Source organism: Pseudomonas sp. BGI-2 (assembly GCF_004310295.1).
GTDB lineage: Bacteria > Pseudomonadota > Gammaproteobacteria > Pseudomonadales > Pseudomonadaceae > Aquipseudomonas.
The window spans coordinates 69,725-96,473 of the sequence record NZ_SISB01000003.1 but is presented as its reverse complement, the minus strand read 5'-3'; the positions used below and the strand labels follow the sequence as shown (position 1 = coordinate 96,473).

Here is a 26,749-nt window from a genome sequence, read left to right as displayed (position 1 = left end):
GAGCGGGCTTGCTCGCGAAGGCGGTGTGTCATTCAGCATTGATGTTGACTGAACCACCGCTTTCGCGAGCAAGCCCGCTCCCACAAAAAAGCAATCAGGCGTAGGACAGGGATTTTTCTTCCAGCAGTTCTTCGTACAGCTCGGTCCACTTGCGGCCCATTTCATCGGCTGTGAATAACTGGCGATAACGCGCCTCAGCCTTCACGCCCATTTCCGCCGCACGCGTCGGGTTTTCCCACAACGTGCGCATGGCTTCACGGAACGCCTGTGGATTACTGGGCGGCACCACCAGCCCGGTTTCGTTGTGGATGTTGATGTAGCTGGTGCCGGTGCCGATTTCGCTGGAGATCATCGGTTTGCCGTACATCGCGCCTTCGAGTAGCGAGATGCCGAACGCTTCCGAGCGTAGATGCGACGGAAACACGACCGCGTAACTCAGCTCAAGCAAGGCAACCTTGTCCTCGTCACCCAAACGCCCCAGGAAGTGCAGATTCTGCAAACCCAATGCCTTGGCTTGCGCATGCAGTTCGGCTTCCAGCGGTCCGGCGCCGACGATCACCACTGGATAATTCAGCCCTTGCATCGCTTCGAGCAGAATATGCAGCCCCTTGTAGTAGCGCATGACGCCGACGAACAGGAAGAACCGGTCACCCACCTGTTTACGCCAGCGTTCAGTACGTTCAGCTTCGGGCTGTGGATAACCTGACTTGTCCAGCCCGTAGGTGATGACTCGGGTTTTCTCGCGGTAGTCCTGGAGCACGTCACTGGTGTGAAAGTAGTTGGGGGAGGCCGCGACGATTCGATCGGCACTGTCCAGAAAACGACGCATCAATGGACGGTAGAGTCTGAGCAAATGGCGCTGGCGAATGATGTCCGAGTGGTAACTCACCACGCAGGGTTTTTGGGTGGCGCTGAAAAAATGCACCAGGTCCATGAAGGGCCAGGGGAAGTGGTAGTTGATCACGTCGGCCTCAGCCGCCAGCTCACGAAACTGCTTGAAGACGCTGTAGGAAAAACCGGTGGAGGCCAGTTGAAAATCCATCCTGGCCTGATGAACCTGGTGCTGGCGGATCTGCAACGCACCAGGCGCCGGGTCGTTGCTCAAGGTCAGTACCGTGCTGTCGATCGCGTGCCGCGCACCACTCTCGCACAGCTGAAAAATGACCTGTTCGATGCCACCCATCGAGTCCGGAAGGTAGGTCTTGTAAAAGTGCAGTACGCGCATATCAGTCTCCCATAGCCTGGCGGTAAGCGCGGGCCGTGACCTTCGCGCAACGCTCCCAGGAAAAAAGCTTCGCTTGTTGCAAACCGGCTTCGCGACATGCCTGCCAATGCAGCGGGTCGTCAATGAGCCGGCTCATGGCATCGCGCAAGGTGTGTGGATCGTCCGGCGTGACGTAGTTGCCTGCGGCGCCCGCGACTTCCGGCATGGCCGAATGCTGGGTCAGAATCACCGGGGTGCCGCTGGCCATGGCTTCCAGAACGGGCAGGCCGAACCCTTCGTACAACGAAGGAAAAATCAATGCCCGGGCTCCGGCGAGCAGCTGTGCCAGAGCCTCATCGGGTAGATACCCGAGCAGGCACACATCGCCGGTGGCCAGGGCTGCGCGCAATTCATCACTGAACTGCTCGCCCTGCCAACCGGCCATGCCGGCGATCAGCAGTGGAAAACGCTGGCGTACGGCTTCCGGTAATCGGGCATGGGCGCGCAGGGCAAGCGTCAGGTTCTTGCGCGGCTCGAGGGTGCCGACGCACAGGAAGTATTCCCGCGCCTCAACGCCATGGGCCTTGAGCACCGCGTCGATGGCTTCAGGTTCCCGTGGATGGAAACGTGCGGCCACGCCCAGCGGCGCGACGACAAAACGCTCGGCGGGCAATGCGAAATACGCCTGGGCTTCGTCGGCAATGTACTGCGAGTCGGTGAGAATCAGACGCGCCCGCTGCACGCCGTCGGCCAGCCGCCGCTCGATTTCTCGCAAGCGCGCGGGTGGTTGCGTTTCGGGGTAGTGCAGGTGCGTCAGGTCATGCAGGGTGATGACCGTCGGGCCGTCGAACGACAGCGGCCACAGGCTCGGTTCGTGATAGAGGTCGATGGTCTGCGAGCGACCCTGATCGAAGCGTTTCTGCTCCAGCCAGCGCCGGGCCTGATAGGCCCCTGGAACCTGTCGCAGCAACGGCGTCAGTCGCGAATAACCAGGCATGGCGGCTTCCGGCAAGTCCGAACTCCAGCCCCAACCGTGGAACAGCGTCAGTTCGACATCGGGCTCGCCAGCAAGGGCGTTCGCCAGTTCGGCAACATAATGGCCGATGCCGGTGCGCGGGGCTTGAAGGATCCGGGCGTTAAGGGCAATTCGCATGTTGCCTCTCTTGCACGGCCGGCGCTTCTACAAGATTGCGCAGGGTTCGTTCGGCCAGTTGCGCACTGGCTTCCTGCCAGCCGATCCACTGCCAGTCCGCCACATTGCGAGCGGCCGGAAATTGCCCGGAACGTTCGAAACCGGTGACCAGGTCCGCCAGGCTTTGCGGCTCGGCCAGGTCAAAGTACGCCATGAACTCGCCACCGATTTCACGGAAGACCGGAATGTCGCTGCCCATGGCCGGCAAACCGCGCTGCATCGCTTCGACCAAGGGCAGACCGAAGCCTTCGACCCAGGACGGAAACACCAACGCGCTGGCGTGGGAATAGGCGTGTTCGAGGCTGGTGTCGCTCAGGTCGTTGAACATGAACAGGCGTTGGTTCAACTGCGGGTGATTGCGCACGCGGGCGAGCAGGGCGTCGCACTTCCAGCCGACTCGGCCGGCGATACATAGCCGGGCTTGCGAACCCGAGGCCCAGGCCCGTTCGAAAGCGTCGAGCAGGTAATCGTGGTTTTTACGCGGCTCGATGGTGCTGACCATCAAAAACACCGGTTCCGGTGTTTTGAATACACGGGCCAGGCGCGGCTCGATGACGGCGGTGGCTTCGCTCAGGTCCAGCTCGGAGCCAAGGTGAAAATAATCGAACCACAACGTATTGGCTTTGGCCGGACCCAGCCGACGCTGCAATTCCTCACGCACCTGATCACGGACCGTGGCGGAAATTGCCACGTAGCCGTCGGCGGTTTGGGTGACCCAGTTGAACCACTCGTTGAAAATCTGCACCAGCCGCGTGTCGTAGAACTGCGGATGCGTCAGCGGGATAAGGTCATAGATCACTGAAACGATGCCCACGCCTTCACGCTTGAGCTGTTCGACCACCGGGAACAGATCGGAATGCCAGGACGAGTCCAGCAGCACCAATTGATCCCCCGGTTGATGCTGCAACGGCGAGCAACGCTTGGGCAGTTGATACTGGTTGATGCCATCGATCAGACGCAACGGAATGCTGAAACAGCTGATCGCCGTGAGGCGGTAGGCCACGTGCAGCAGGCGCTTGACCACTCGCGAGTGGCTGCGGTTGTGCAAGCGTTGGTGCAGTTGCCAAAAACGGTGAGCCAGCCGCCCCAGGCGCCCGCCAAAGGTCATCAATCCATCGAAAAACGGTATGTTCAACGCGCCGAGTTTCAGCACCCGATAGAGTTTGCCGTTGAGCATCACGACCGGGATGCACTCGACACCGTCGACACTGTCCGGCAGCTGATTGATGACGTTACGCACCACCCGCTGAATGCCCGAATTGACCTTGGGGTGCTGGAACACGTGGGTGCATTCCACCAGAAGACGCGTCACGGCGTGCGCTCCGAAACAATCGACCCGGAGCGGGTAATGGTGGTTTTCGCCGCCAGCCACGAGCAGCCGACGAAGTCTTCATGCCGGTTGTTGATCACATGGAACACCAGCCCGTAATCGCGCCATTCGTAGTTGCGATCCAGGTGCGAATCCAGTCGCGACAGGCTTAGGGACACGGAATAGTTGCCCTTGCCCAGGCCCATGACGAAGGCAAAACGGTACGTGTAGCGTTCCCCGGCGTGCAGGTCGGTCAGGGCCTTGTCCTGGCGATGGGTGTTGATGCCATACATCATCTGACCCAGACGGTCCTTGAGGATGAAGCCGAGCACCAATCGCTCGATGTCCTGACGGACTTCGACCTGGACTTCCAGCACCACGGGCTGACCGACCTCGGCGGCGTCGATGGAACGTTCATTCTCGTCCAGCAACCGCACGCTGAGGATGCCCGCTTCACCGGTACCGGAAACCGTTTGCACTTCCCCGTCCGCGAGCATTTCCTGACGCACGATCTGGCCTTCACGTTCGGCCATCATGGCGTTGTAATAATCCAGGACCGCTTCGGGTTTGCCGTGCATGGCCATGCGGCCGTCCTTGAGCAGGATTGCCGAATCGCAAATCGCCTGGATGGCTGAACGGTCGTGGGACACGATCAGCAAGGTGGTGCCGGCCTTGCGGAAGCTGCGGATGCGTTCGAAGCTCTTGTGCTGGAAGTAGGCATCGCCCACGGACAGGGCTTCGTCGACGATCAGGATGTCCGGACGTCGTGCGGTGGCCACGCTGAACGCCAGGCGCATCTGCATGCCGCTGGAGTAGGTACGCACCGGATGGTCGATGGCTTCGCCGATTTCCGCGAAATGTTCGATCTCGGGCATCAGCGCTTCAATCTCATCGACCTGCATGCCCAGTAATTGCCCGGCCATGATTGCATTCTGTCGGCCGGTAAAGTCCGGGTGAAACCCCATGCCCAGTTCCAGCAGCGCCGCTACCCGGCCTTCGAGCTCGATCTTGCCGCACGTCGGTTGGGTGGTGCCGGTGATCATCTTCAACAAGGTACTTTTGCCCGCACCGTTGACCCCGACGATGCCCACCGCTTCACCGGGGGCAATCTCGAACTCGACGTCTTGCAGCACCCAGTGCTGGTGATGACGCAGGGGCGAAAACGGGATCAGCCACTCGGCCAGTCGGCTCCAGCGGGTCGGGTATTGCTTGTAGGCCTTGCCCAGGCCGGTGACGCGTATATGCCCCATCAGAGTTCATCCACCATTTCGCCGACGCGCTGGCGAAACAGACGCAGCCCGATCAGACAGAACACCACGCCGGTGACAAAAATCGGCAGCAGCGAACTCCAGACCGGCCATTGCCCATAAAGAAACATGTTTTGATAGCTGACGATCAGGTTGGTCAGGGGGTTGAGTTGCAGCAGGCGCTGAACCCAATCCGGCAGGATGCTCATCGGGTACACAATGGGCGTCAGCCAGAACCAGAATTGCAGGCAGATGCCGAAGAGTTGTCCGACATCACGGAAGAATACGTTCAGCACGCCGAGCATCATCCCCAGCCCGGCACAGAACATCATTTGCAAGGCCATCAGCGGTATCAACGCCAGCAGCGCCATGCCCGGCCAACGTCCAGTGAACAGCAGGAAAACCAGGAAAAGGCCGATGATGATCGCGAAGTTGATGCCGGCGTTGATCAATACAATCACCGGCAGGCAGACCCGCGGGAAGCTGATTTTCTTCAACAGGTTGGCGTTTTCCAGAAACATGTTCTGGCTGCGCAGGGTGATTTCCGCAAACAGTCCCCACGCGAGCAAACCGGCACACAGGTACACGCTGTAGGCCATGCTGTCATCCACACCCGGCAGACGGGCGCGCATGATGTGCGAAAAAACCACGGTGTAGACGATGATCATCGACAGTGGGTTGAGCACCGGCCACAGGGCACCGAACAGCGAATTGCGATAACGCGCCTGAAACTCTCGCTGGACGCTACCGAGGATGAACCCTCGATGGCTGCACAGTGAGCGGTATAGGGAAAGCAGCATTCAAACCGTCCTGCCGTATTGGTCTTCGAAGCGAACGATATCGTCCTCTCCCAGGTATTCGCCGCTTTGCACTTCAATGATCACCAGGTCGATCACGCCCGGGTTTTCCAGACGATGCTTGTGACCGGCGGCAATAAAGGTCGATTCATTCTTGGCCACCAGGTGGGTGCCGCTACCGTTGTTGGTCACCTTGGCCATGCCTTCGACGACCACCCAGTGTTCATTGCGGTGGTGGTGCATTTGCAGCGACAACTTGGCGCCGGGCTTGACCACGATGCGCTTGATCTTGAAGCGCGGGCCTTCCTCGAGCACGGTGTAGGTGCCCCACGGCCGGCTGACCGTACGGTGCAGGCGATAGGCCTCGTGCTTTTTATCTTTGAGCTGCTTGGCCACCCGGCGCACATCCTGCGCGCGATCGGCGTGGGCCACCAGCACCGCGTCGGCGGTGTCGATGATGATCAAGTTATCCACACCCACCGTCGCCACCAGCCGGTCTTCGCTCTGGACAAAGTTGTTGTGGCTGTCGATGAACACCGCGTCACCGCTGGCACGGTTATTTTGCGCGTCTGCGGGCACCAGCGCGGCCACCGCGCTCCAGGAGCCGATGTCGCTCCAGTCGAAACCGGCGGGCACCACGACCACTTTGTCGGAGCGTTCCATCAAGGCGTAGTCGATGGAAATGTCGGTGATCTCGGCAAACAATGCGGGGGACAGTTCCTGTTGCAGGCACCCGGCCGTTTCCACGGGGGCGCTTTGCGCCATGCAGGTTTGCGTCTGCTCCAGCAGCTCGGGGGCATGAACCTGCAATTCGGCCAGCAGGGTCGCGACCGAGAAGCAGAACATCCCCGAGTTCCACAGGAATTTTCCGCTTTCCAGGTAATGCGTGGCGGTTTGCAGATCCGGTTTTTCAACGAAGCGCTGCACTTTCGTGGCGCCTTTTCCATCCAGCGCCGCGCCGGTTTCGATATAGCCGAAACCGGTTTCCGGGGCGGTCGGTACCACGCCGAATGTCACCAGGAATCCATCTTTGGCCAGTGCCACGGCGTGTTCAACCGCCGACTTCAAGGCGTCTTCGTTGAGGATCAAATGGTCGGCGGGCATCACCACCATGATCGCGTCATCGCCGTGCAAGGCTTGCAGCGACAGGGCGGCGGCCGCGATGGCCGGGGCCGTATTACGGCCCGTCGGCTCAAGCAGAAAGTGCCCGCGATGGCGATTTAGCTGCGCCTCCTGATAGTGATCCTTGCTCTGGAAGTAGTAGTCGCGGTTGGTCACCGTGACGATATCGCCCCCGCCATCGAGCAAACCGGCCGCACGCCGATAGGTCTTGCCCAGCAGCGACTGACCGTCGGGCAGGGTCATGAACGGCTTGGGATGGCCCTCGCGGGACACCGGCCACAAGCGAGTACCGGCACCGCCGGAGAGAATCACAGGAATCAGCATGGCCTACTCCTTGGCAACGCGTTTCATGTCCGCATCCATCATCATGCGGATCAAGGTATCCAGGTCGGTTTTTGGCTTCCAGCCCAATACACGCTGGGCTTTGGCGGGGTTGCCCAGCAGCACTTCAACCTCGGCCGGGCGGAAGAATGCCGGGTCGATCTTCACGAAGTCGCGGTAGTTGAGGCCCACGTGATCGAAGGCAATGCGGCACATCTCGCGCACGGTGGTGGTCACGCCGGTGGCGACCACAAAATCGTCAGGCTTGTCCTGTTGCAGCATCAGCCACATGGCTTCGACGTAGTCGCCGGCAAAGCCCCAGTCGCGTTTGGCGTCGATGTTGCCCAGGCGCAGTTCCTGCTGTTTGCCCTGCTTGATACGGGCGGCGGCGTCGGTCACTTTGCGGGTCACGAATTCGATGCCGCGCAGGGGTGATTCGTGGTTGAACAGGATGCCGCTGCTGGCGTGCAGGTTGAAGCTTTCGCGGTAGTTCACGGTGATCCAGTGGCCGTACAGCTTGGCCACGCCGTAAGGGCTGCGCGGGTAGAACGGCGTGTTCTCGTCCTGCTGCTCGGCCTGGATCAGGCCAAACATTTCGCTGGTCGACGCCTGATAAAAACGCGTGTGCGGACTGAACTGGCGGATCGCTTCGAGCAGGTGAGTCACGCCCAGCCCATCGACGATGCCGGTGGTGACCGGTTGATCCCAGGAGGCCGCAACAAAGCTTTGCGCCGCCAGGTTGTAGATTTCGTCCGGGGCGGACTTGATCACCGCGCGCTGCACCGAGCAGGCATCGGCCATGTCGCCGTCCAGGTAAACGATGTCGCCCTCGACCCCCATCTCACGCAGGCGCCAGCGCGCATCGCTGCTGCGCCGTGCCACCAGGCCGTGGACTTTATAACCCTTGTCGAGCAGCAATTTGGCCAGATACGCGCCGTCCTGACCGGTGATCCCCGTGATCAATGCACTTTTTGTCATTCTTCTTTTACTCGCTTCTCCCAGTCGGACAGGATCGCCCGCAGGGATTGTTGTGTTGTGATTTCAGGCGTCCATCCTGTGGTCTGGGCAAGCTTGGCAGAGCTGCCGCAAACGCGACGCTGATCCGCGCGCCGAAGACGCGCAGGGTCCTGGATCAATTGCATGTCGACCTGGGCGAGGTCCCCCAGTTGTTCGATCAGACTGCGAATGCTCTGCTCGCGCCCCGAGCAAATGTTGTAGACCTGCCCCGGCGTGCCCTTTTCCAGCAGCGCCAGATAGGCCGACACCACATCGCCCACATCCAGGAAGTCGCGCGTGACGTCGATGTCACCGACTTCCAGTTGCGGGGCTTGCAGGCCTTGTTTGATGCGGTTGATTTGCCGCGCGGCGCTGGCGATGACGAAGCTCTCTTTCTGACCGATGCCGATGTGGTTGAACGGGCGCGCGACCAGTACCGGCCAGCCTTCGCTCAGGCCCCATTGCAGGCTCAGAAACTCGGCCGACAGTTTGCTCACGGCATAGGGATTGCGCGGGCAGGGTGGCTGAAGTTCGGTAATCGGCAGGTGTGATTCGATCACCTGGCCGTAGACGTCGCCGGAGCTGACGTACAGGAAAGTCCCGCTGAACCCCCGGGCCTTGAGTGCCTGAAGCAGGTTCAAGGTGCCGAGCAGGTTGATATTCAGCGTGCGTGCCGGATCGCGGAAGGCTTCGGGAACGAAGGTCTGGCCGGCGAGGTGAATGACCGCGTCGGGCAACTCGGGCCAGAGGCCGTCGAGGGTGCCGGGCTCAGCGAGATCGTAACGGGAGGCGACAGGCAGAAGCTCCCATTCCGAGGCATCAGCCTTCAGGCGAGATTGGATGTGTTGTCCTACGAATCCACTGAGACCCGTAACGAACAGACGCTTTTTCAAACAGCGGCCCCTTGGTCATGCATTTCGTCCATTCCCCACAGGCTATATGGAGATGTCTGACAGACCGGGTGGATTCCTTGGTCGAAAGACAGGCGAAACGTTTGTTGTAGTTGTTTGGTAGCCAATCTGTGCCAATTGCTCGGTAATTTCAACAGGTCCCACCGTGACCAGTCAGTTCTCATTAGCGTAGCCCGATTTATTCTCGCCGGGCGGTTCACGAATCCTTAACGGATGTGTTTAGAATGCCCCTCGTCACGATTACCCAGGGTTCGGCCGGGTGGTATTCACACCCCGCGAAGCTGACCATTAAAACAAGAACGTAGACGGGCAAAAAGACGATGGACGACGACCGGCAAACCCCGGATCTCCGTTGCTTTGCCGTCATAGAGTGAGGCTGCCGGGATGGCGGTTTCATCGTGGGATGCCATGAATTTCATTCTTTACTCGGACGTCAACGACAACTCCATCAGCCAGAGCCTCGGTCGTCCTGAATACAGTTATTACTTCGTGCTCAAGGCTTATCGCCCGGTGCTCGAAAGCCTCGGGCGGGTGCATGTGGTGTCCTCCACCGCCGAGGTCGATCCTCTCTATCGACAATTGCTGGCCGCCGGCGAAGACAGCCTGTTCCTGTCCTTTACGCCGCCGCAGAAAACCCCGAACGACCTTGAATGCCCGACGATCTGCGTGGTGGCCTGGGAATTCGACTCCATTCCTGATGAGCAGTGGGACAACGACCCGCGCCAGGACTGGACGCAGATGCTGGCGCGTCAAGGCCGGGTCATCACGCTTTCCAGCCACACGGCCCGGGCGATTCGGCGGGCCATGGGTGACGATTTCCCTGTGCTGGTTTTGCCCACGCCCTTATGGGAGAACTTCGCGGCCATTCGCAACAACCACACCAGCGTCCCGGTCAATGCCGGTTCGACACTGGAGATCAAGGGCTGCATTTTCGATACCCATACCCTCGGGCTTAGCGCCGACGCATTGATTCCTGTCGTGCCCACGGCTGAAGAAATCGCCGCGCGAGAGGCTGAAGCGGAAGCCGCGAAGCCACCGCCGCTGACCTTGAAACGCCGTTTCGTCATTGCTCGCCATTACCTGCATATGTGGCGCCGGGACATGGGCAAAACCCTGCCCGTCCCGATGCATCGCACGCACTTTCTGAGCCAGTGGTACTGGGAAGGTGTTCGCGATCTTCTTTCAGATGCCGTTCATGCACGGCTTGCCGGATTTTTGCCGGCCATCGCAGGCCCGCAGACGATGGCCGTGCATGAGCCTGAACCGCGTCAATGGCCGGACACCACCGCGCAGGTCGATACTCAGGTCGGCGGCGTAGTTTACGTCACGGTGTTCAACCCCCGGGACGGTCGCAAGAACTGGCATCAATTGATCACCGCTTTCTGCTGGGCCTTCCGCGAAACGGATGACGCCACGCTGGTGCTGAAGATTACCCAAAGCGATCTTTCGTCCTACTACGACGAGCTGATGACCTTGCTCGCGCAACTCTCGCCGTTCGCCTGTCGGGTGGTGGTGATGCACGGTTACCTGGACGATCCGCAATACGCCCGGCTGTACGAAGCGGCCAGTTATTACGTCAATGCATCACGCTGCGAGGGTCTGTGCCTACCGTTGATGGAGTTCATGGCCAGCGGCAAGCCGGTGATCGCCCCGGACCACACCGCCATGGAGGATTACATCGATGAGCGTGTGGCGTTTGTGGTCAAGTCCAGCGAAGAGCTGACCATCTGGCCGCAGGACACCCGGATCATCTACCGGACCCTGCGTTATCGCCCGGACTGGGGTTCGCTGAAAACTGCCTACGAAAACAGCTACCGGATGGCCAAGGAGCAACCGCTGGAGTACCAGCGCATGTCTCGCGACGCGGTCGAGCGCATGCACGACTACTGCGCTTTCGCCCCGGTGCAAAAGCGCCTGGCGGATTTTTTCGGGCTGACACCGCAAGCTTTGCCGGCAGCGGCCGTGACGGATAACGCCTCATGCTGATCATCATTCATTCGGAAACCAACCAGCACACGATTGCCCAGAACCTCGGCCGTTCGGAGTACAGCTATTACTTCGTGCTCAAGGAGTATCGGCCGGTGCTGGAGCGTCTGGGGCGCGTGGTGGAAGTCAGCGACCCGCAGACCGAAGTCGATGCCTTGTACCTCGACGCGCTGTCCCGTGGTGAAGACTGCGTGTTCCTGTCGTTCTCGCCACCTCATCGCACGCCAGTGCACTTCGCGTGTCCGACCTTGCCGGTGTTCGCGTGGGAATTCAGCACCATTCCCAATGAACCCTTTGCCGGTGAGCCGCGCAATGACTGGCGCACGGTTTTGCGCGCCTCAGGAGCGGCGATTACCCATTCCGGCTACACCGTTGACGCCGTGCGCGAGGCGATGGGCGCCGACTATCCGATCGTCGCGGTGCCGGCGCCGGTATGGGACCGATTCTCGGCGCGTGGCGCGCAGTTGCAGCGTCAACCACTCGCCAGCCAGGTGCGACTGAAGATAAAAGGCCTGGTGGCAGACAGCCGCACGCTCGATTTGCGGGCCTTTGGGCCGGCGCAGTTACGCGCCGGTGAAGGTATCGATTTTGCGGCGCCGCCCCGTGAGCACGAGCTGGTGCTCGACGGCGTGATCTACACCTCGGTGTTCAACCCGGGTGACGGGCGCAAGAATTGGGAAGACATGCTCAGTGCCTTCTGCGTGACGTTCCGCGAGGTGGATGACGCAACGCTGGTGCTCAAACTGACCCACCACGACGCCGAAGACGCGCTGACTGACATCCTTCACCATTTGTACAAAAACCAGTCTTATCGCTGCCGCATCGTGCTGATTTACGGCTACCTCGCGGATGCGGACTACGAGCAGTTGGTGCAAGCAACCAGCTACGTGGTCAACACGTCCTACGGCGAAGGCCAGTGCTTGCCGCTGATGGAATTCATGTCCTGCGGCAAACCGGCGGTGGCGCCACGCACTACGGCAATGATCGATTACCTGGATGCCGATAACGCGTTCCTGATCGACTCCACCGACGAGCTGACAGCCTGGCCTCACGACCCACGCCGGGCGTTCCGAACCCTGCGTTACGTCACGAACTGGGCGTCGTTGTGCCGCGCTTATCAGGCCAGCTATGACATCGCCAAAAATGACGCCGAGCGTTACGCGCAGATGTCCACGCATTCGGTGGCCAGCCTCGAAAAATTCTGCAGCCAGGCCACCGCCGAGCAACGATTGAAAGCCTTCTTCGCGCAGCTCCTTGAAACCCGGGTCGCTTTGGAGACCCCCGAAGCATGATCCGCGCAGTGTTGAATAGGGTGGATAACGGAGCAGCGTCCAGGAGGACGACATGAGTAACGACAGACGGATCATGGACATCGAGTTGCTGCGCGGCATTGCGGTGCTCGGTGTGTTGTTCCATCACCTGAAAGACAGCCTGTTTGCGGCCCCGGTGCCACTGTTGCAAGGCATTACCGCGTGGGGTCAGCCGTGGTGGGGCGTGGATCTGTTTTTTGCGATCTCCGGATTCGTCATCGCGCGCAGCCTGATCCCGGCGTTGCAGGGTTGCAGCACGCGTCAGGAATACTGGCAGCAGACGCGCAATTTCTGGCTGCGCCGAGCCTTTCGATTGCTGCCGTCGGCGTGGTTGTGGTTGGCGCTGATGCTGCTGGCGTGTATTTTCCTCAATCGCTCCGGGGCGTTCGGGACGCAGCAGGCCAACCTGCAAGCGACGCTGGCCGGGGTCGCGCAGTACGCCAACTTCCGCTTCGCCGACAGTTTCTATAACTATGAGTACGGCACCAGTTTCGTGTACTGGAGCCTGTCGTTGGAGGAACAGTTTTATTTGCTGTTTCCGCTGTTGATCCTGATCTGTCGCAAGCACCTGGTCTGGGCCTTGCTGGCGCTGGTCGCGGTGCAGTTGTTCACATTGCGCACGCCGATGCTGATGATGGTTCGCACCGATGCGCTGGCACTCGGCATCTTGCTGGCGATGTGGAGTGCGCAGCCTTCGTATCTGCGCTGGGAGCCGACGTTTTTGCGCCGTCCATGGACCGGTGTGGCGGCGCTGGTCGCGCTGTCGCTGGTACTCAGTTTCATGGCGACGGACCGCTTCACCTTCACCAACTACCGCATCGGCGCGATTGCCGTGTTGTGCGCGGTGCTGGTGTGGATTGCTTCCTACAATCGCGATTACCTGATGCCACGCGGCGTGTTCAAGAACCTGATGACGTGGGTCGGCAGTCGCTCCTACGGGATCTACCTGATCCACATTCCGGCGTATTTGCTGGTGCGTGAATTCACTTTCCGTTTGCAGGCTGCCGGTTTGCCTAATCCCGGCGATCATCCGATCCTGACGCTGATGATTGCTGGCGGGCTGATCGCGTTGTTGAGCGAACTCAACTACCGCTTTATCGAAATGCCCATGCGTAACCGCGGTGCCTCGCTGGTCAACCGCCTGGGCACGTCCCGAACAGCCGCCCAAACCTCTGGAGCTACCTCATGCTGAGCCTTTTGAAGAAACTCACGGCGGGTACGCCCGCTCCCGCGCAGCCGGTAGCGGACAAGGTCGAGAAGGTCGATCCGTACATGCTCGGCCTGCACGACGCGATGCTCAGTGGCTGGTTCAATCAGCAAACCGGCGAGCTGTTTACCGGGTTCCCGGTCACTGCCGAGGACACGCTGCTGGACGTCGGCTGCGGTGACGGCGGCAACGTGCATTTCTGCGGTATGCGCGGGGCGAAGATCATCATCGCCGACATCGACGCGGCCAAGGTCGAAGCCACCCGTCAGCGCCTGAGCGACACGCCGGCGCGTGACGTCGAATGCCACGTCACCGACTGCAATCCGCTGCCGATTGCCGATGCAACGGCCACCCGCGTGGTGTCCACCGAAGTCATCGAACACGTGGACGATCCGGCGCAGTTCCTCGCTGAACTGGTGCGGGTTGGCAAACCGGGCGCGTTGTATTTGCTCAGCGTCCCGCACCCAAGTTCCGAAGACCTGCAAAAAGACATTGCGGCGCCCGAGTATTTCCAGAAGCCCAACCACATTCGCATCATCAGCGAAGAGCAGTTCAAGGCGATGGTCAGCGACGCCGGCCTGGAAGTGCTCAGCCACAGCCAGTACGGGTTTTACTGGTCGATGTGGATGCTGTTGTTCTGGGAAGCCAAGGTCGATTTCAGCAATCCCGACCACCCGTTGCTCAACCACTGGGCCGACACGTGGCAGGCCATCCTGGCGTCGCCCCGTGGCGCGCAGATCAAGCAGGCGCTGGACGCGGTCGTGGCGAAAAGTCAGGTGATCATTGCCCGCAAGCCACTGGTGTAGGCACTCTCCCACAGGTTTTGTGTACCCTGTAGCCCTGTGTTTTCAGGTCAGGGATTTCATGTTTTTAGTTCGTCTTTCGCTCCTGCTTATCGCGCTGGTGCAGCTCAACGGTTGCGAGCAACACGGCGCGCCGCCGCTTGATCAGCAACTCTACGTCTGGCAACGGCAATGGACGTCGGCGCATGACGCCGCACTGCGGGACAGTCGCGCTGACTTTTCAACATTACGAGTGCTGGCCTTGCAGGCGTTCCCGCAGGCGGGCTGGAGCCGGACGCGAATAGATCCGGCGCTGCTCAAACGTGATGGTCGGCCGCTGATTGCGGTGATTCGTCTTGATGGCCAGCTCAAGGCGCTGGATCAGGACGAGGTCACGGCGCAGATTCAGCAAGTGCTCAGCGATTGGCAAGGGCAGGGGCTGACGCTCTCCGGCGTGGAAATCGACCACGACGCGGGCAGCGCTCGGCTACCGGCTTACCGCGAATTTCTCACGCACCTGCGCGCGGTTGTACCCACCTTGTTGCCGTTAAGCATCACCGCATTGCCGGCCTGGCTCGACAGCCCCGAGTTGCCGGCACTCTTGGCGACCGTCGACAGCAGCGTATTGCAGGTCCACGCGGTGAGTGATCCGCGTCGTGGTTTGTTTGACCCGGACCAAGCCAGGCAATGGGCCAAGGCCTGGAGCCGAATCACCTCGAAACCCTTCTACCTGGCGCTACCCGCCTATGGCGTTGCCCTGTTGCCGGGTGCCAGTGGAGCGCCAGTCGTTGAAAGCGAAGTGCCTATCGAGCGCACCGGCAAACGTCGGGAATTGCTGGCGGACCCCTTGCAGCTGAGCACGCTCGCCGCCGAACTGCGCGCCGACCCACCGGCGCATCTGGCCGGCCTGATCTGGTTTCGCCTGCCGCTGGCGGGTGATCGCCGGGCCTGGAGTCTGGCCACGCTGAGTGCTGTCGCTCGCGGAGATTCGCTCGACAGTCGTTTGAGTTTGAAACTCATCGCGCAAGACGACCTCTATGACATCAGCGTCAGCAATCAAGGCAACCTCGACAGCGCCTGGCCCGAACGCGTGACGCTGGCGGTTCGCGGCTGCGATGGCGCCGATGCGCTGGCCGGATATGCGTTGCAACAAAGCCCGGATCTGCTTACCTTCACCCGCCTGCGCGACGGCCGGATACCGGCCGGCGAGCAGCGCGCCATCGGTTGGGCTCGCTGCGCACACCTTGATCAAGGAGGTTCAAATGTTCACCCGTAACTGGCCCCGTCATTTGCTTTGCCTGAGCCTCAGCCTGCCGCTGGGTTCGGCGCTGGCCTGCGGGCCGGACTTCCCGATGCGCTTGCTGGACAACCGTGCGCAGTCGCTGGCGGAACTGCCGGAAGGCAACTTCCAGTTCGAGATCAATCGCCTCGGGCATGTGATCGCAGGGCTCAAGAACGTTGAGGCGTCCCCTTACAGCATGGAGGCGACCGACTACGCAGCGCAGCGGGACAAGGCCGAGCAGGCTGGTTTGACGCTGGAGCAGCAAGCACTGGTCAAACAACTTCGCGCGCTGACCGATGCCCATCAAGTCGACACCGAGGGCGCGAGCTTGCCGGCCGAGCTTCGGTTCTATCTGGCGGGTGCAGTGGCGTTCAACGCCGGTGATCACGCACTGGCCGCCGAGTACTTCCAGAGAGTGCTGGCGCTGCCAGCGGATCAACGCGCGTTGCGCAGCACTTGGGCAGCGTATTCGCTAGGTCGGGCGCTATTTGCCATGAGCACCGAAGCAGACGCAACGCCCGACCTGCTGGCGCAGTCGCGAAAAGCCTTCGAGCAGACCCTTCAGCTGAGCGTCGAAGGCTTCAGCGACCCTCTGGAACTCGGTGTCGCCAGCATCGGCGAAGAAGCCCGCGTGGCGCGCACCGCTGGCGACTGGAACAGCGCCATCAACCTGTACGCCACGCAAAATCGTCACGGTTCGGCGGTGGGTTACACCTCGCTGAAGCTGTTGATGGCGGATCTGCTGGCGATGCCTGACGATCAGTTGGCCGAGTTGCTCAAGGGCAAACCGGTGCAACAACTGGTGACGGCGTCGCTGATCAGTCGCTTGGGCTGGTCATTCGGTGATCAGCCGCCGAACGAGTTGAAACTGATCAAGCTGCTGCAAAGCAGCACGCGGGGCAGTCTGGACAACGCTGACAGACTGGCGGCGATGAATTATCAACAGGGCGATTACGCCAGCGCCAAAGCGTTCCTCGAACATGCCGGGGACGGTGGTCTGGCGTGGTGGCTGCGGGCGAAACTGGCGCTGCGTGATGGCGACAAAACCGCAGCGACTGCGGCGTATGCCAAGGCTGCCCAGGCTTTCCCGCAGAACGAGTCATGGGGCGAGCGACGCACGCCCGACTACGATTTCGAAAGCCTCCAGCCCAAGTGCCGGGTCGAGGGTGAAAGCGCGATTCTGGCGTTGCAACGCGGGGATTATCTGCAAGCGTTCGATCAGCTTTATCGCAGCCAAAGCATCTATTGGTTCGATGCCGCGACCGTTGCCGAGCGCGTATTGACGGTCGATGAACTCAAGCACTACGTCGACACCCAAGTGCCGGCGCCGCCAGCGCTCAGCCAGCAGGATCGCGACAACTACGTGCCGTTGCCGGTGGCGGCGCAACTGCGCAATCTGCTCGGGCGTCGGTTGCTGCGCGAAGAGCGCTACGACGAAGCACTGGTGTACTTCGACAATCCCGATCTACAGAAAAAGGCCCGGTTGTATGCGCAACAACGGCAGCTTGCCGATGCTGCGTGGTGGCCGACCAAGCGCGCCGCCGCCCTGTTCAATGCCGCCTGGACCGCACGCGAGTGGGGCATGGACATTCTCGGTTATGAAGTGGCCCCGGACTACGCCACGTTTGGCGGCAATTACAGCCTGGAGACGGCTGAACTCAAGGTCGGCCCATTGGTGGCCGAAGGTGAAGTCCAGCGCCAGCAAGCCAGCGCCGCGCAGCCCGACGAGCGCTATCACTATCGATTCGTCGCAACAGCCTTGGCCAGTCGCGCCGCCGATAACCTGCCTCACACCAGCCAGGCCTTCGCGGCGGTGTTGTGTGCGGCGGCGGGGTGGAACAGCAGCCTTGAAGACCAGAGTGCGCTTTACCAGCGCTACGTCAAAGAAGGGCCCTACGTGGATTGGGCGGTGGATTTCGGCCACCAGTGCCCGTATCCCGACTTCGAGAATGCCAGCAAACGTTATGTGACCCAGGCGACTGACGCCACCCGTTCGGTGCTGCGACCGTACAAGTGGCCATTGCAGATCGGCGGCGTTATTGCCGTAACGGCAGCGGCGCTGTTGTTGATCAACCGGCGCCGCCGTCGTAAAGCGCAGTAAGGCTCAGGCCTGTTGAACAAAGGTCAGCCGCACGGCGAAGCCGATCAACAGGCTGCCGAATAACCACTGTTGCAGGCGTTGGGCCGAGGGACTGCGTTGCAGCCACCGGCCCAGTGCGGCGCCGGTCAAGGCGTAGGCGCTGTCGAAGAGCAAACCGACGCCGACCAGCAGCACGCCCAATACCGCAAATTGCGCGAGCACCGGTCCGGTGTGGGGGGTGATGAACTGCGGCAGCAACACCGAGCAGAACAGCAACGCCTTGGGGTTGAGCAGGTTGGTCAGCAAACCGCGCAGGATCGCGTCCTGCCAGCGAGGTTTTTCGAGAGGGGCGTTGCTGCCATTCAGGTTCGGCAACATCGTGGTTCGCAGGCACTGAATGCCGATCCACAGCAGGTAAGCGGCCCCCGCCAGGCGCACTACGTCGAAGGTCCACGGCGCGGCTTTGAACAGCGCCGCGAGCCCTAACGCGGCTAACGCCACATGGCAACCTCGAGCAATGCCCAGACCCACCGCCGTCGCCAATGCTGCGCCTTTGCCTTGGCGGGCGCCGGTTTGCAGCAGCAGAATCATGTCCGGGCCGGGCAACAGATACACCACCGCCAGCGCCATGAAAAACAGCCAGAGTCCTTCCACGTTGCACCCCATTCGTTGTCGATTCGGTAGCGCCAGTCTAGGGCTGAAGGGAGGGGCAGGTGCTTGCGTAGTCAGCTTCTAAAGCATCGATAATTGGCATAACCTGCCACTTCGTCGCGATCAAACCATCAGGATCTGCCAAACCATGAAACTGGACGCCTACGACCGGAAAATCCTCGCAGCCCTGCAACGGGATGGTCGCCTGAGCAATGTGCAATTGGCCGATGAGATCGGTTTGTCCGCTTCGCCATGTTTGCGCCGGGTGCGGATGCTGGAGGAAGCCGGTGTGATTCGCGGTTATCAGGCCAATCTTGATCGTGACGAAGTGGGGCTTGGGCTGACGGTGTTCGTCGGGGTCAAGGTGGAGCGCCACAACGATGAACAGGCCGAAGCCTTTCGCCAGGCCGTGACGGCACTGCCCGAGGTGATTTCGGCGTTTCTGGTGTCAGGGGAATCGGATTTTCTGCTGCAAGTGGTGGTGCCGGATTTGCGCGGGTATGACCGCTTTCTTACGGAGCGATTGCTGAAATTGCCGGGCGTGAGCGACATCCGCAGCAACTTTGCGATTCACACGGTGAAGACGCCGGGGGCGTTGCCGTTGGGGCATTTACCGCTCTAGACCGAGTCGATCCCTTCGCGAGCAAGCCCGCTCCCACAGGGTGATTTGTGATGTTCACACAACCCATGTGGGAGCGGGCTTGCTCGCGAAGGCGGCCTGACTTACGGCATCAATCTGACAGGCTCACTCACATCTGTGTCGCCATCCCCTCCACATTCATCGCCGCCTGACGCAACGCCTCGGACCGCGTCGGATGCGGATGGCATGTCAGCGCAATGTCTTCAGCCGAAGCGCTGAACTCCATCGCCACGCAATACTCGCCAATCATTTCACTGACACTCGGCCCCACAAGGTGCACGCCGAGTATCTCGTCGGTGCGCTCATCGGCCAGCACTTTGGCGAAGCCTTCGGTCTCGTGGTTGATCTTCGCCCGGCTGTTGGCGGTGAAGGGGAATTTACCGACTTTGTACGCGCGACCTTCAGCCTTTAGCTGCTCTTCAGTCTTGCCGACGCTGGCCAGTTCAGGCCTGGTGTAAATGACGTTGGGGATCAGGTCGTAGTTGACCTCGCCCGCCTTGCCGACGATCTGTTCGATGCAGGCCATGGCTTCATCTTCGGCCTTGTGGGCGAGCATGGGCCCGGACGTGACGTCGCCGATCACCCATACGCCAGCGGCTTCGGTGCGGTGGCCCTTGTTGGCGAGCATGCCGCGCTTGTCGGTGGTGAGGCTGACGTTTTCCAGACCCAGACCCTCGGTGTAAGGCCGACGCCCGATAGAAACCAGCACGTAATCGGCTTCGAGCAGCTCGGCGGTGCCGCCAGCCGCCGGCTCCACGCTGAGCTGAACGCCGTTTGCCGAGGGGGTGGCGCTGGTCACTTTCGAGCTCAACTTGAAGCTGATGCCCTGTTTGCTCAGCGAGCGTTGCAGGGTTTTACCTGCTTCACCGTCCACGCCGGGGCAGATCCGGTCGAGAAATTCGACCACGGTCACCTGAGCGCCCAAGCGCCGCCATACCGAGCCCAGTTCCAGGCCGATCACGCCGGCACCGATCACCACCAGGTGCTTCGGCACTTCGGTCAGTGACAGCGCGCCGGTGGAGTCGAGAATGCGTTTGTTATCGATCTCGACGCCGGGCAGGGGAGTGGGCTCGGAGCCGGTGGCGATGATGATGTCCTTGGCGCTCAGTTCGGTCTTGCCACCCTGGTTGTCGGTCACCGTCACTTTGCCCGGTCCGTCGATGTGGCCCCAGCCTTTGATCCAGTCGACTTTGTTTTTGCGGAACAGAAATTCGATGCCCTTGGTCAGCCCGGTCACGCTTTCATCTTTCTGCTTCATCATCTGGGCGAGGTTGAGGGTGGGCTTGACCTCGATCCCCAGGTTGGCGAATTCCGTGCCCATGGCCGCGTCGTAGAGTTCCGAGGCATGCAGAAGTGCTTTGGAGGGCATGCAACCGACGTTAAGGCAGGTCCCGCCGAGCGTCGCGCGACCTTCCACGCACGCCGCTTTCAGGCCCAGCTGACCTGCGCGGATCGCTGCGTTGTAACCACCGGGGCCACCGCCCAGTATCACGACGTCATAAGTGCTCATGGATGTACTCCTGGACTGAAAGGAAAATGGGTTGGGTAACCGTAGCCTTTGATGAAAAATTACGGACGTAATATGTGCGTTGGTGGCTGTTTCGGTCAAGGCTTCAGCAAGGCGACAGGTTGGGCGTCTTTAGATAAAGCGAATTAGTACAAAAATTTCACCAACTTCGTTATATCGTAACGAATTGCGATACAGCTAAATGATGAGCACTGGGGTGGTATGCAAGTCGATCTCGAAGTCGATGGAACGCAGGTAGCAGGGCTGCCGCGCTTTCAGCAAGCGGTCTTTCAAGGGCGGCGATTGCGTCAGTTCGCCATCGGCCTGAGCGCCTTGGCGGCGGTCGGTCTGGTGTTGGCGTTTTTCGTCGGGCTGTTTGCGCCGCTGTCGCTGTGGGCTCCGTTGCTGGTCAGTCAGAGCGCCGGTTTGCTGGTGCTGATTGCCGGTCTGCAATCGGCGTGGTGGGTGACTCAATGGCGTGCGCAGGCGATGAGCCCGACGCTGCCGGTGGTGGTCGCGGACGACACCGTTGCGCCGGAAGGCTGGTATGAGCGATTGCTGGAGCGACTCAGTCAGCGCTGGGTGAGCATGCTCGGGCAGATCGGCGCACCGACCCTCTGGCTCGCCGCTTGGGCGCTGTTGACGATCTTCAGCATCAGTCAGTTCTGGAACCTCGCGTTGCCGCCCGCTGCACTGGGGTTATGGGCGAGCGTCGGCGCCGCGCTGTCGTTATTGCTGGCCTTCGGTTTGCTGGTGCTTGAGCGTCAGCTCGCCCAGGAAAACGTCGCCCAATGGCCAGAAGCGGGGCAGTTGGCGCAGATGAGCCGGGTGGCGATCATTTGCCTGGTGCTCAGCGCTTTGTGTTTGTTGTTCGGCAGCGAAACTTCGGTGTGGCCGGTACGCCTCGCCGTGCTGATCGGCTTGCTGCCAGGGCTGGTCGCGGTCGAGTTAATGCTACGCGCCGTGCTGTCGCTGTTCAGTCCTCGCCGTGAACAACTTGAGCCGACGTTGCTTGCACGCAGCTTCGTGGCCGACATGCTGCGCTGGCCGCCACAACCGTTGCTGGCGTTGCAGCATGAACTGCACAACCGCTTCGGCATCGACTTGCGGCAAATTTGGGCTTTCACCTATATGCGCCGTGCATTTTTGCCGGTGATGGCGGTGGTGGCGATCGTGGGATGGTCGCTTACCGGTATTCACGAAATTTCGCTGCAAGCGCGGGGTATCTACGAACGTTTCGGCAAACCGGTGGAAGTGTTCGGCCCGGGGTTGCACGCTGGTTTGCCGTGGCCGTTGGGCCGGGTGTTGAGCGTTGAAAACGGCGTGGTTCACGAGTTGGCGACCAGCGTTGGCGAAACGTCGGCGCCGGTCGTCTTGGAGCCTGCGGAAGGGCCGGCACCGGCGATTGCCAATCGCTTGTGGGACGCCAGCCATGTGAACGATAAATCCCAGGTCATCGCCAGCAGTCGTGCCGACAAGCAGAGCTTTCAGATCGTCAACATGGACGTGCGTTTTGTCTATCGCATCGGCCTGACCGATCAATCCGCGTTGGCCGCGACGTACAACAGCGCCGATGTACCGACGTTGATTCGCAGCACCGCCAGCCGGATTCTGGTTCACGATTTTGCCTCGCGGACCCTCGATGGTTTGCTCGGCGAAGACAGGGTAGGGCTGGCCGAAGAGATCGGTCGCGCCGTGCAGGCTGATTTGCAGAAACTCGATAGTGGCGTGGAAATTCTCGCCACGGTGGTTGAAGCCATTCACCCGCCGGCCGGTGCGGCTAACGCCTATCACGGTGTTCAAGCTGCGCAGATTGGTGCCCAGGCATTGATCTCCCGCGAGCGCGGTGCGGCAGCGGAGGCGACCAACCAGGCGCAGTTGCAAGCCAGCATCGCTCGCGATCAAGCGACAGCCAGTGCGCATGAAATCAACTCCACCGCTCAGGCGGCGGATCTGAAATTCACGGCCGAACAAAAAGCGTATGCCAGTGCCGGTCAAGCGTTCGTGCTGGAACAGTATTTCAGCCAACTGACCCAAGGCTTGGCCAACGCCAAGTTGTTGGTTCTCGATCATCGTCTGGGCGGCAGCAACAATGCACCGACCATCGACCTACGTACTTTCACGCTGCCGGCCGATCCTGCGTCGCCGCGCAATAGCGCTCAGCCAGGAGCTGCCAATTGAGCCAGTCGCATACTCACGATCACGATGACCACGCCGGCCACGATCACGGTCATGGCGGACATCACCACGGTCACCACCATCATCACGGTGATCCACAAGAAGCCGGCCCGTTCCCGTGGCGGCGCATGGGCTGGGCAGCGTTGCTCGTGGCATTCGCCATCGCGGCAGCGAGTCTGGTGCAAGTGCGCTCGGGGGAGGCTACGGTGATCACTCGCTTTGGCAATCCGTCGCGGGTGTTGCTGGAACCGGGCCTTGGCTGGCGTTGGCCGGCACCGTTTGAAGCGGCCATTCCTGTCGACTTGCGGCTGCGTACCACCTCCAGCGGTTTGCAGGATGTGGGTACGCGCGACGGTTTGCGCATCATTGTTCAGGCGTACGTGGCGTGGCAGGTGCAGGGCGATCCGGACAACGTGCAGCGTTTTATGCGGGCCGTGCAGAATCAGCCGGATGAAGCGGCGCGGCAGATTCGCACGTTTGTGGGGTCTGCACTGGAGACCACCGCGAGCAGTTTCGATCTGGCCAACCTGGTAAACACCGACGCCAATCAGGTTCACATCGCAGATTTCGAGGCACAGCTGCGTCAGCAGATCGATCAGCAGTTGCTGACCACGTATGGCGTTCGGGTGCTGCAAGTGGGCATCGAGCGTTTGACCCTGCCGTCGGTGACGCTCACCGCTACAGTTGACCGCATGCGCGCCGAGCGTGAAACAATCGCCACCGAACGCACCGCCATCGGCAAGCGAGAAGCCGCGCAAATCCGCTCGGCTGCCGAACGTGATGCGCGCATCGTACAAGCCGATGCGACGGTAAAAGCCGCTGATATCGAAGCCCAATCCCGCGTCGAAGCTGCGCAGATTTATGGCCGTGCCTACGCCGGTTCGCCGCAGCTTTATAACTTGCTGCGCTCCCTCGATACCTTGGGCACGATCGTCACCCCGGGCACCAAACTGATATTGCGCACCGATGCCGCGCCTTTCCGGGTGTTGGTCGATGGTCCGCCGACCCTCGAAAACAAGTCCGGGTCACAGCCATGAATTTAGTTCCACGTGGAACACATGAGTTAAGTAGTCCCTGGATTCAAGCCGGGCGATTGGCTTTTCTGGCGCTATACGCGGTGACAGTTCTTGCCGCGTTGGCCTGGGCATTCTCCAATGTGCGGCAGATTGATCCGCAGAATCGAGCGGTGGTTTTGCACTTCGGCGCGCTGGATCGCATCCAGAATGCCGGGTTGCTGCTGGCTTGGCCGCGTCCTTTTGAGCAGGTAATTTTGTTACCCGCAGCCGACCGGGTGATCGAGCGTCGGGTGGTGAATCTGCTTCGCAGCGATGCTGCGTTACAGGCCGATCGGTTGGCCTCTTTCGCGACACCGCTGAGCGATGCGCTTGCGGGCTCGGGCTATTTGCTGACCGGTGATGCGGGCGTGGTGCAACTGGATGTGCGGGTTTTCTATAAGGTCACCGAACCTTACGCCTTCGTGCTTCAAGGTGAACATGTGCTGCCGGCACTCGATCGGTTGGTCACTCGCAGCGCCGTTGCACTGACTGCCGCGCGAGACCTGGACACCATTCTGGTGGCGCGCCCCGAACTGATCGGCGCCGACAATCAGGCGGCCGAACGCCGCGAACGCCTGCGGGGTGATTTGGTGCAGGGCATTAACCAACGACTGACTGAACTGACCGCGACGGGGCAGTGACTGGGTATCGAAGTGTCGCGAGTCGACGTGCAATCGAGTCTGCCCGGCCCAGCGGTGAATGCGTTCAATGCGGTGCTGACCGCCAGCCAGCAAGCCGATAAAACCGTGGCCAATGCGCGCACCGAAGCCGAGAAACTGACCCAGGCGGCCAATGAACAAGGTGACCGAACGCTGCAAGTCGCCCATGCCCAGGCGAGCGAACGGCTGGCCAAAGCTTCGGCTGATACGGCCACGGTGTTGAGCCTGGCCAAGGCGCAACAACAGGGCACCGACCCGCAAATGTTGCTGCGCATTTACCGTGAGCGGATGCCGAAGATTCTCGGCCAGGCCGGATCGGTGACGACGGTCAACCCGAAAGACGATTCCCGCCTGATCATTCAGGGAGCAGCACAATGACCGCCCAAACCGCCGCCGCACCGAGCATGTTGTCCTCGGCTGAACAACGCAGCGCTGCACGCCAGTTGACTCTGGCCATGCTCGCACTGGGCTTGCTCAGCCTCGGGTTGATCTGGCGTTGGCTGTCGCCGGAGCAGACCGGCGTCAGCCAATTGCTGTTGGGTTTTGCTTCGTTACTGGTGGCCGTGCCGGTGATGCGTTCGGCGTGGTACAGCCTGCGGTATCCGAGCCTGCACGGGATCACCGATCAGCTGATCGCCCTCGCCATGCTCGGCGCCTGGGCCACGGGTGACCTGCTGACCGCCGCGCTGCTGCCGATCATCATGATCTTCGGCCACGTACTGGAAGAGCGCAGCGTGATCGGTTCCCAGGAAGCGATTCGTGCCCTCGGCAAACTGACCCGCAGTCACGCGCGCAAGGTTCAGGCTGACGGGGCCATCGTTGAAGTCGACAACGGCTCACTCAAGCCCGGCGACATTGTGGAGGTGCGCGCGGGTGATCGGGTGCCGGCCGACGGTCGAGTGTTGTCCGGTCAGGCGAGCCTCGACACGGCATCGATTACCGGTGAGTCGGTGCCGATCGAGGCAGGCGTCGGCATGCAGGTCTTCGGCGGGGCAATCAACCTCGACGGTCTGCTGCGCATCGCAGTGACGCGCACCGGTAATGAGTCGACCCTCGGTAAAGTCATCGCCCTGATGCAAAGCGCCGAGCGCTCCAAGCCACCGATCACGCGTTTGCTCGAACGTTACGCCGGCAGCTACATGGTGCTGGTGTTGCTGTTGGCCGCGGTGACCTGGTTTGTCACCAACGATGCCCAGGCGATGCTCGCGGTGCTGGTGGCGGCGTGTCCTTGCGCGTTGGTGTTATCGGCTCCGGCCACGGCGATTGCCGGCGTGGCGGTGGCGGCGCGGCACGGGATTCTGATCCGCAGTTCGGCGTTTCTTGAAGAGCTGGCGGACCTGACTTCGCTGGTGGTCGACAAGACCGGAACCCTGACGTTTGGCACCCTGCGGTTGCAGTCGATCGACAGCCCGCTGGAGGACCGCAGCCACGTGCTGAAACTCGCCGCGAGTCTCGGCTCGGCCAGCAGTCATCCGGTCAGCCGTGCGCTCGCCGGGTTGGTCACTCAAGAACATTTTCTGCTGCTCTCGGACATCCATGAGCGCCAGGGTCTGGGCGTGGTGGCGATGACGGAACAGGGCGAGGCAGCGCTAGGTCGTCCTGAGTTGTTTGCGCAACTGGGCATCGCCACTTCAGCCGTTCCCGAACACGACGGCCCGATTGCCGGGCTTGCACTCAACGGTGAATTCCTTGCCTGGCTGCTGCTGGCCGACAGCGTCAAACCTGAGGCGCGATTTGCCTTGAGCGAATTACGTGAGCTGGGTTTGGGTCGCCAGTTGCTGCTCACTGGAGATCGGCAAAGCGTGGCGCACACACTGGCGCGCGATGTCGGCATCAGCGATGTTGAAGCGCAGGCGTTGCCTGAGGACAAACTCAACCGCGTGCTGACGGAAATCGACAACGGTTTCCGGCCGATGGTGGTGGGGGATGGCATCAACGATTCGCTGGCACTCAAGGCCGGCGTCGTGGGTGTGGCCATGGGTGCGGGAGGTGCGGACATCGCACTGGCGTCGGCGGACATTGTGCTGATTGGCAGCGACCTGCGTCGTCTTGGAACCTGTGTACGGTTGAGTCGCCAATGCCGGCAGACCTTGCAGGTCAACGTGATCATCGGCCTGGGCTGGACCCTCGCGATTGTTGCCTTCGCCGCATTCGGCTGGCTCGGTGCTGCGGGGGCGATGATTGCGGCGTTGCTGCATAACCTCAGTACGTTGCTGGTGCTCGGAAACGCGGGGCGTCTGCTGCGTTTTCAGGAGCCATTATTGAAAATCAAAGACGAGGCTTGAAAGGCTCTAAACCAAGGAGATGAAGGCA

The 26,749-nt window shown here is 61.0% G+C and carries 20 protein-coding genes and 1 pseudogene; 11 read left to right on the top strand and 10 right to left on the bottom strand.

What is annotated here, in order from left to right; translation table 11 throughout:
* Positions 1–94: 94 nt before the first annotated feature.
* The 8 genes from EYC95_RS02890 to EYC95_RS02855 are packed head-to-tail and all read right to left on the bottom strand — an operon-like array spanning position 95 to position 9,081.
* The gene (locus EYC95_RS02890) at positions 95–1,225 is read right to left on the bottom strand and encodes a glycosyltransferase family 4 protein (protein WP_131059022.1); all 1,131 of its coding nucleotides are present in this window, start codon (positions 1,223–1,225) and stop codon (positions 95–97) included.
* 1 nt (position 1,226) lies between these two features.
* Entirely contained in the window at positions 1,227–2,357 is a 1,131-nt protein-coding gene (locus EYC95_RS02885; RefSeq protein ID WP_131059021.1) for a glycosyltransferase family 1 protein, read from the bottom strand.
* Entirely contained in the window at positions 2,341–3,708 is a 1,368-nt protein-coding gene (locus tag EYC95_RS02880; RefSeq protein ID WP_131059020.1) for a glycosyltransferase family 1 protein, read from the bottom strand. Before EYC95_RS02880 ends, EYC95_RS02885 begins: the two co-directional genes overlap by 17 nt.
* Complete coding sequence (locus EYC95_RS02875) at positions 3,705–4,955, bottom strand: ABC transporter ATP-binding protein (protein WP_131059019.1); 1,251 nt, start codon at positions 4,953–4,955, stop codon at positions 3,705–3,707. The genes EYC95_RS02880 and EYC95_RS02875 overlap by 4 nt, the downstream gene beginning before the upstream one ends.
* Positions 4,955–5,752: an ABC transporter permease gene (locus EYC95_RS02870; protein ID WP_131059018.1), complete on the bottom strand. Its 798-nt coding sequence runs from the start codon at positions 5,750–5,752 to the stop codon at positions 4,955–4,957. The genes EYC95_RS02875 and EYC95_RS02870 overlap by 1 nt, the downstream gene beginning before the upstream one ends.
* Positions 5,753–7,195, bottom strand: coding sequence for a mannose-1-phosphate guanylyltransferase/mannose-6-phosphate isomerase (locus tag EYC95_RS02865; protein WP_131059017.1), 1,443 nt, complete (start codon positions 7,193–7,195; stop codon positions 5,753–5,755).
* 3 nt (positions 7,196–7,198) lie between these two features.
* Complete coding sequence (gene gmd / locus EYC95_RS02860; RefSeq protein WP_131059016.1) at positions 7,199–8,170, bottom strand: GDP-mannose 4,6-dehydratase; 972 nt, start codon at positions 8,168–8,170, stop codon at positions 7,199–7,201.
* Positions 8,167–9,081, bottom strand: a complete 915-nt coding sequence (locus EYC95_RS02855) for a GDP-mannose 4,6-dehydratase (RefSeq protein WP_131059015.1) — start codon at positions 9,079–9,081, stop codon at positions 8,167–8,169. The genes gmd and EYC95_RS02855 overlap by 4 nt, the downstream gene beginning before the upstream one ends.
* Positions 9,082–9,507: 426 nt before the next feature.
* Here EYC95_RS02855 and EYC95_RS02850 point away from each other — a divergent pair, with 426 nt between their 5' ends.
* The 6 genes from EYC95_RS02850 to EYC95_RS02825 are packed head-to-tail and all read left to right on the top strand — an operon-like array spanning position 9,508 to position 17,767.
* Positions 9,508–11,085, top strand: a complete 1,578-nt coding sequence (locus EYC95_RS02850; protein WP_256656899.1) for a glycosyltransferase — start codon at positions 9,508–9,510, stop codon at positions 11,083–11,085.
* Complete coding sequence (locus EYC95_RS02845) at positions 11,079–12,377, top strand: glycosyltransferase (protein WP_131059013.1); 1,299 nt, start codon at positions 11,079–11,081, stop codon at positions 12,375–12,377. The genes EYC95_RS02850 and EYC95_RS02845 overlap by 7 nt, the downstream gene beginning before the upstream one ends.
* 52 nt (positions 12,378–12,429) lie before the next feature.
* Positions 12,430–13,587 (top strand): acyltransferase, encoded by a 1,158-nt coding sequence (locus EYC95_RS02840; RefSeq protein WP_131059012.1) that lies wholly within the window; start codon positions 12,430–12,432, stop codon positions 13,585–13,587.
* Positions 13,581–14,408, top strand: coding sequence for a class I SAM-dependent methyltransferase (locus EYC95_RS02835; protein WP_131059011.1), 828 nt, complete (start codon positions 13,581–13,583; stop codon positions 14,406–14,408). Before EYC95_RS02840 ends, EYC95_RS02835 begins: the two co-directional genes overlap by 7 nt.
* Before the next feature lie 58 nt (positions 14,409–14,466).
* A complete protein-coding gene (locus tag EYC95_RS02830; protein WP_131059010.1) occupies positions 14,467–15,660 on the top strand; it encodes a DUF3142 domain-containing protein in 1,194 nt (397 codons plus the stop codon).
* On the top strand, positions 15,647–17,767 hold the full coding sequence (locus EYC95_RS02825) for a hypothetical protein (protein WP_131059009.1): 2,121 nt from the start codon (positions 15,647–15,649) through the stop codon (positions 17,765–17,767). The genes EYC95_RS02830 and EYC95_RS02825 overlap by 14 nt, the downstream gene beginning before the upstream one ends.
* A gap of 3 nt (positions 17,768–17,770) precedes the next feature.
* On the opposite strand, the gene EYC95_RS02820 is transcribed toward EYC95_RS02825, so the two are convergent.
* Positions 17,771–18,400, bottom strand: coding sequence for a LysE family translocator (locus EYC95_RS02820; protein ID WP_131059008.1), 630 nt, complete (start codon positions 18,398–18,400; stop codon positions 17,771–17,773).
* Between the two features lie 145 nt (positions 18,401–18,545).
* On the opposite strand from EYC95_RS02820, the gene EYC95_RS02815 reads away from it, so the two are divergent.
* Complete coding sequence (locus tag EYC95_RS02815) at positions 18,546–19,019, top strand: Lrp/AsnC family transcriptional regulator (protein ID WP_131059007.1); 474 nt, start codon at positions 18,546–18,548, stop codon at positions 19,017–19,019.
* A gap of 127 nt (positions 19,020–19,146) precedes the next feature.
* Here the strand turns inward: EYC95_RS02815 and lpdA are convergent, their stop codons facing one another.
* Positions 19,147–20,547 carry a dihydrolipoyl dehydrogenase gene (gene lpdA, locus EYC95_RS02810; RefSeq protein ID WP_131059006.1) on the bottom strand — a complete coding sequence of 467 codons (1,401 nt, stop codon included), beginning with the start codon at positions 20,545–20,547 and terminating at the stop codon, positions 19,147–19,149.
* A gap of 219 nt (positions 20,548–20,766) precedes the next feature.
* On the opposite strand from lpdA, the gene hflK (EYC95_RS02805) reads away from it, so the two are divergent.
* The 4 genes and pseudogenes from hflK (EYC95_RS02805) (at position 20,767) to EYC95_RS02790 (ending at position 26,721) form a co-directional block, all read left to right on the top strand.
* On the top strand, positions 20,767–22,725 hold the full coding sequence (gene hflK, locus EYC95_RS02805; RefSeq protein ID WP_131059005.1) for a protease modulator HflK: 1,959 nt from the start codon (positions 20,767–20,769) through the stop codon (positions 22,723–22,725).
* Positions 22,722–23,759: a protease modulator HflC gene (gene hflC / locus EYC95_RS02800; RefSeq protein WP_131059004.1), complete on the top strand. Its 1,038-nt coding sequence runs from the start codon at positions 22,722–22,724 to the stop codon at positions 23,757–23,759. The genes hflK (EYC95_RS02805) and hflC overlap by 4 nt, the downstream gene beginning before the upstream one ends.
* Positions 23,756–24,814, top strand: a pseudogene (gene hflK, locus EYC95_RS02795) (protease modulator HflK). The gene hflC and the pseudogene hflK (EYC95_RS02795) overlap by 4 nt, the downstream one beginning before the upstream one ends.
* Positions 24,811–26,721 (top strand): cation-translocating P-type ATPase, encoded by a 1,911-nt coding sequence (locus tag EYC95_RS02790; RefSeq protein WP_131059003.1) that lies wholly within the window; start codon positions 24,811–24,813, stop codon positions 26,719–26,721. Before hflK (EYC95_RS02795) ends, EYC95_RS02790 begins: the two are co-directional and overlap by 4 nt.
* Positions 26,722–26,749: the final 28 nt, after the last annotated feature.

Excerpts from the sequence above, each read along its gene's own strand:
- EYC95_RS02890 (WP_131059022.1), bottom strand. The coding sequence starts at position 1,225 with ATGCGCGTACTGCACTTTTACAAGACCTACCTTCCGGACTCGATGGGT.
- EYC95_RS02885 (WP_131059021.1), bottom strand. The coding sequence starts at position 2,357 with ATGCGAATTGCCCTTAACGCCCGGATCCTTCAAGCCCCGCGCACCGGC.
- EYC95_RS02875 (WP_131059019.1), bottom strand. The coding sequence starts at position 4,955 with ATGGGGCATATACGCGTCACCGGCCTGGGCAAGGCCTACAAGCAATAC.
- EYC95_RS02870 (WP_131059018.1), bottom strand. The coding sequence starts at position 5,752 with ATGCTGCTTTCCCTATACCGCTCACTGTGCAGCCATCGAGGGTTCATC.
- EYC95_RS02865 (WP_131059017.1), bottom strand. The coding sequence starts at position 7,195 with ATGCTGATTCCTGTGATTCTCTCCGGCGGTGCCGGTACTCGCTTGTGG.
- gmd (WP_131059016.1), bottom strand. The coding sequence starts at position 8,170 with ATGACAAAAAGTGCATTGATCACGGGGATCACCGGTCAGGACGGCGCG.
- EYC95_RS02850 (WP_256656899.1), top strand. The coding sequence starts at position 9,508 with ATGAATTTCATTCTTTACTCGGACGTCAACGACAACTCCATCAGCCAG.
- EYC95_RS02845 (WP_131059013.1), top strand. The coding sequence starts at position 11,079 with ATGCTGATCATCATTCATTCGGAAACCAACCAGCACACGATTGCCCAG.
- EYC95_RS02840 (WP_131059012.1), top strand. The coding sequence starts at position 12,430 with ATGAGTAACGACAGACGGATCATGGACATCGAGTTGCTGCGCGGCATT.
- EYC95_RS02835 (WP_131059011.1), top strand. The coding sequence starts at position 13,581 with ATGCTGAGCCTTTTGAAGAAACTCACGGCGGGTACGCCCGCTCCCGCG.
- EYC95_RS02830 (WP_131059010.1), top strand. The coding sequence starts at position 14,467 with ATGTTTTTAGTTCGTCTTTCGCTCCTGCTTATCGCGCTGGTGCAGCTC.
- EYC95_RS02825 (WP_131059009.1), top strand. The coding sequence starts at position 15,647 with ATGTTCACCCGTAACTGGCCCCGTCATTTGCTTTGCCTGAGCCTCAGC.
- EYC95_RS02815 (WP_131059007.1), top strand. The coding sequence starts at position 18,546 with ATGAAACTGGACGCCTACGACCGGAAAATCCTCGCAGCCCTGCAACGG.
- lpdA (WP_131059006.1), bottom strand. The coding sequence starts at position 20,547 with ATGAGCACTTATGACGTCGTGATACTGGGCGGTGGCCCCGGTGGTTAC.
- hflK (WP_131059005.1), top strand. The coding sequence starts at position 20,767 with ATGCAAGTCGATCTCGAAGTCGATGGAACGCAGGTAGCAGGGCTGCCG.
- EYC95_RS02790 (WP_131059003.1), top strand. The coding sequence starts at position 24,811 with ATGACCGCCCAAACCGCCGCCGCACCGAGCATGTTGTCCTCGGCTGAA.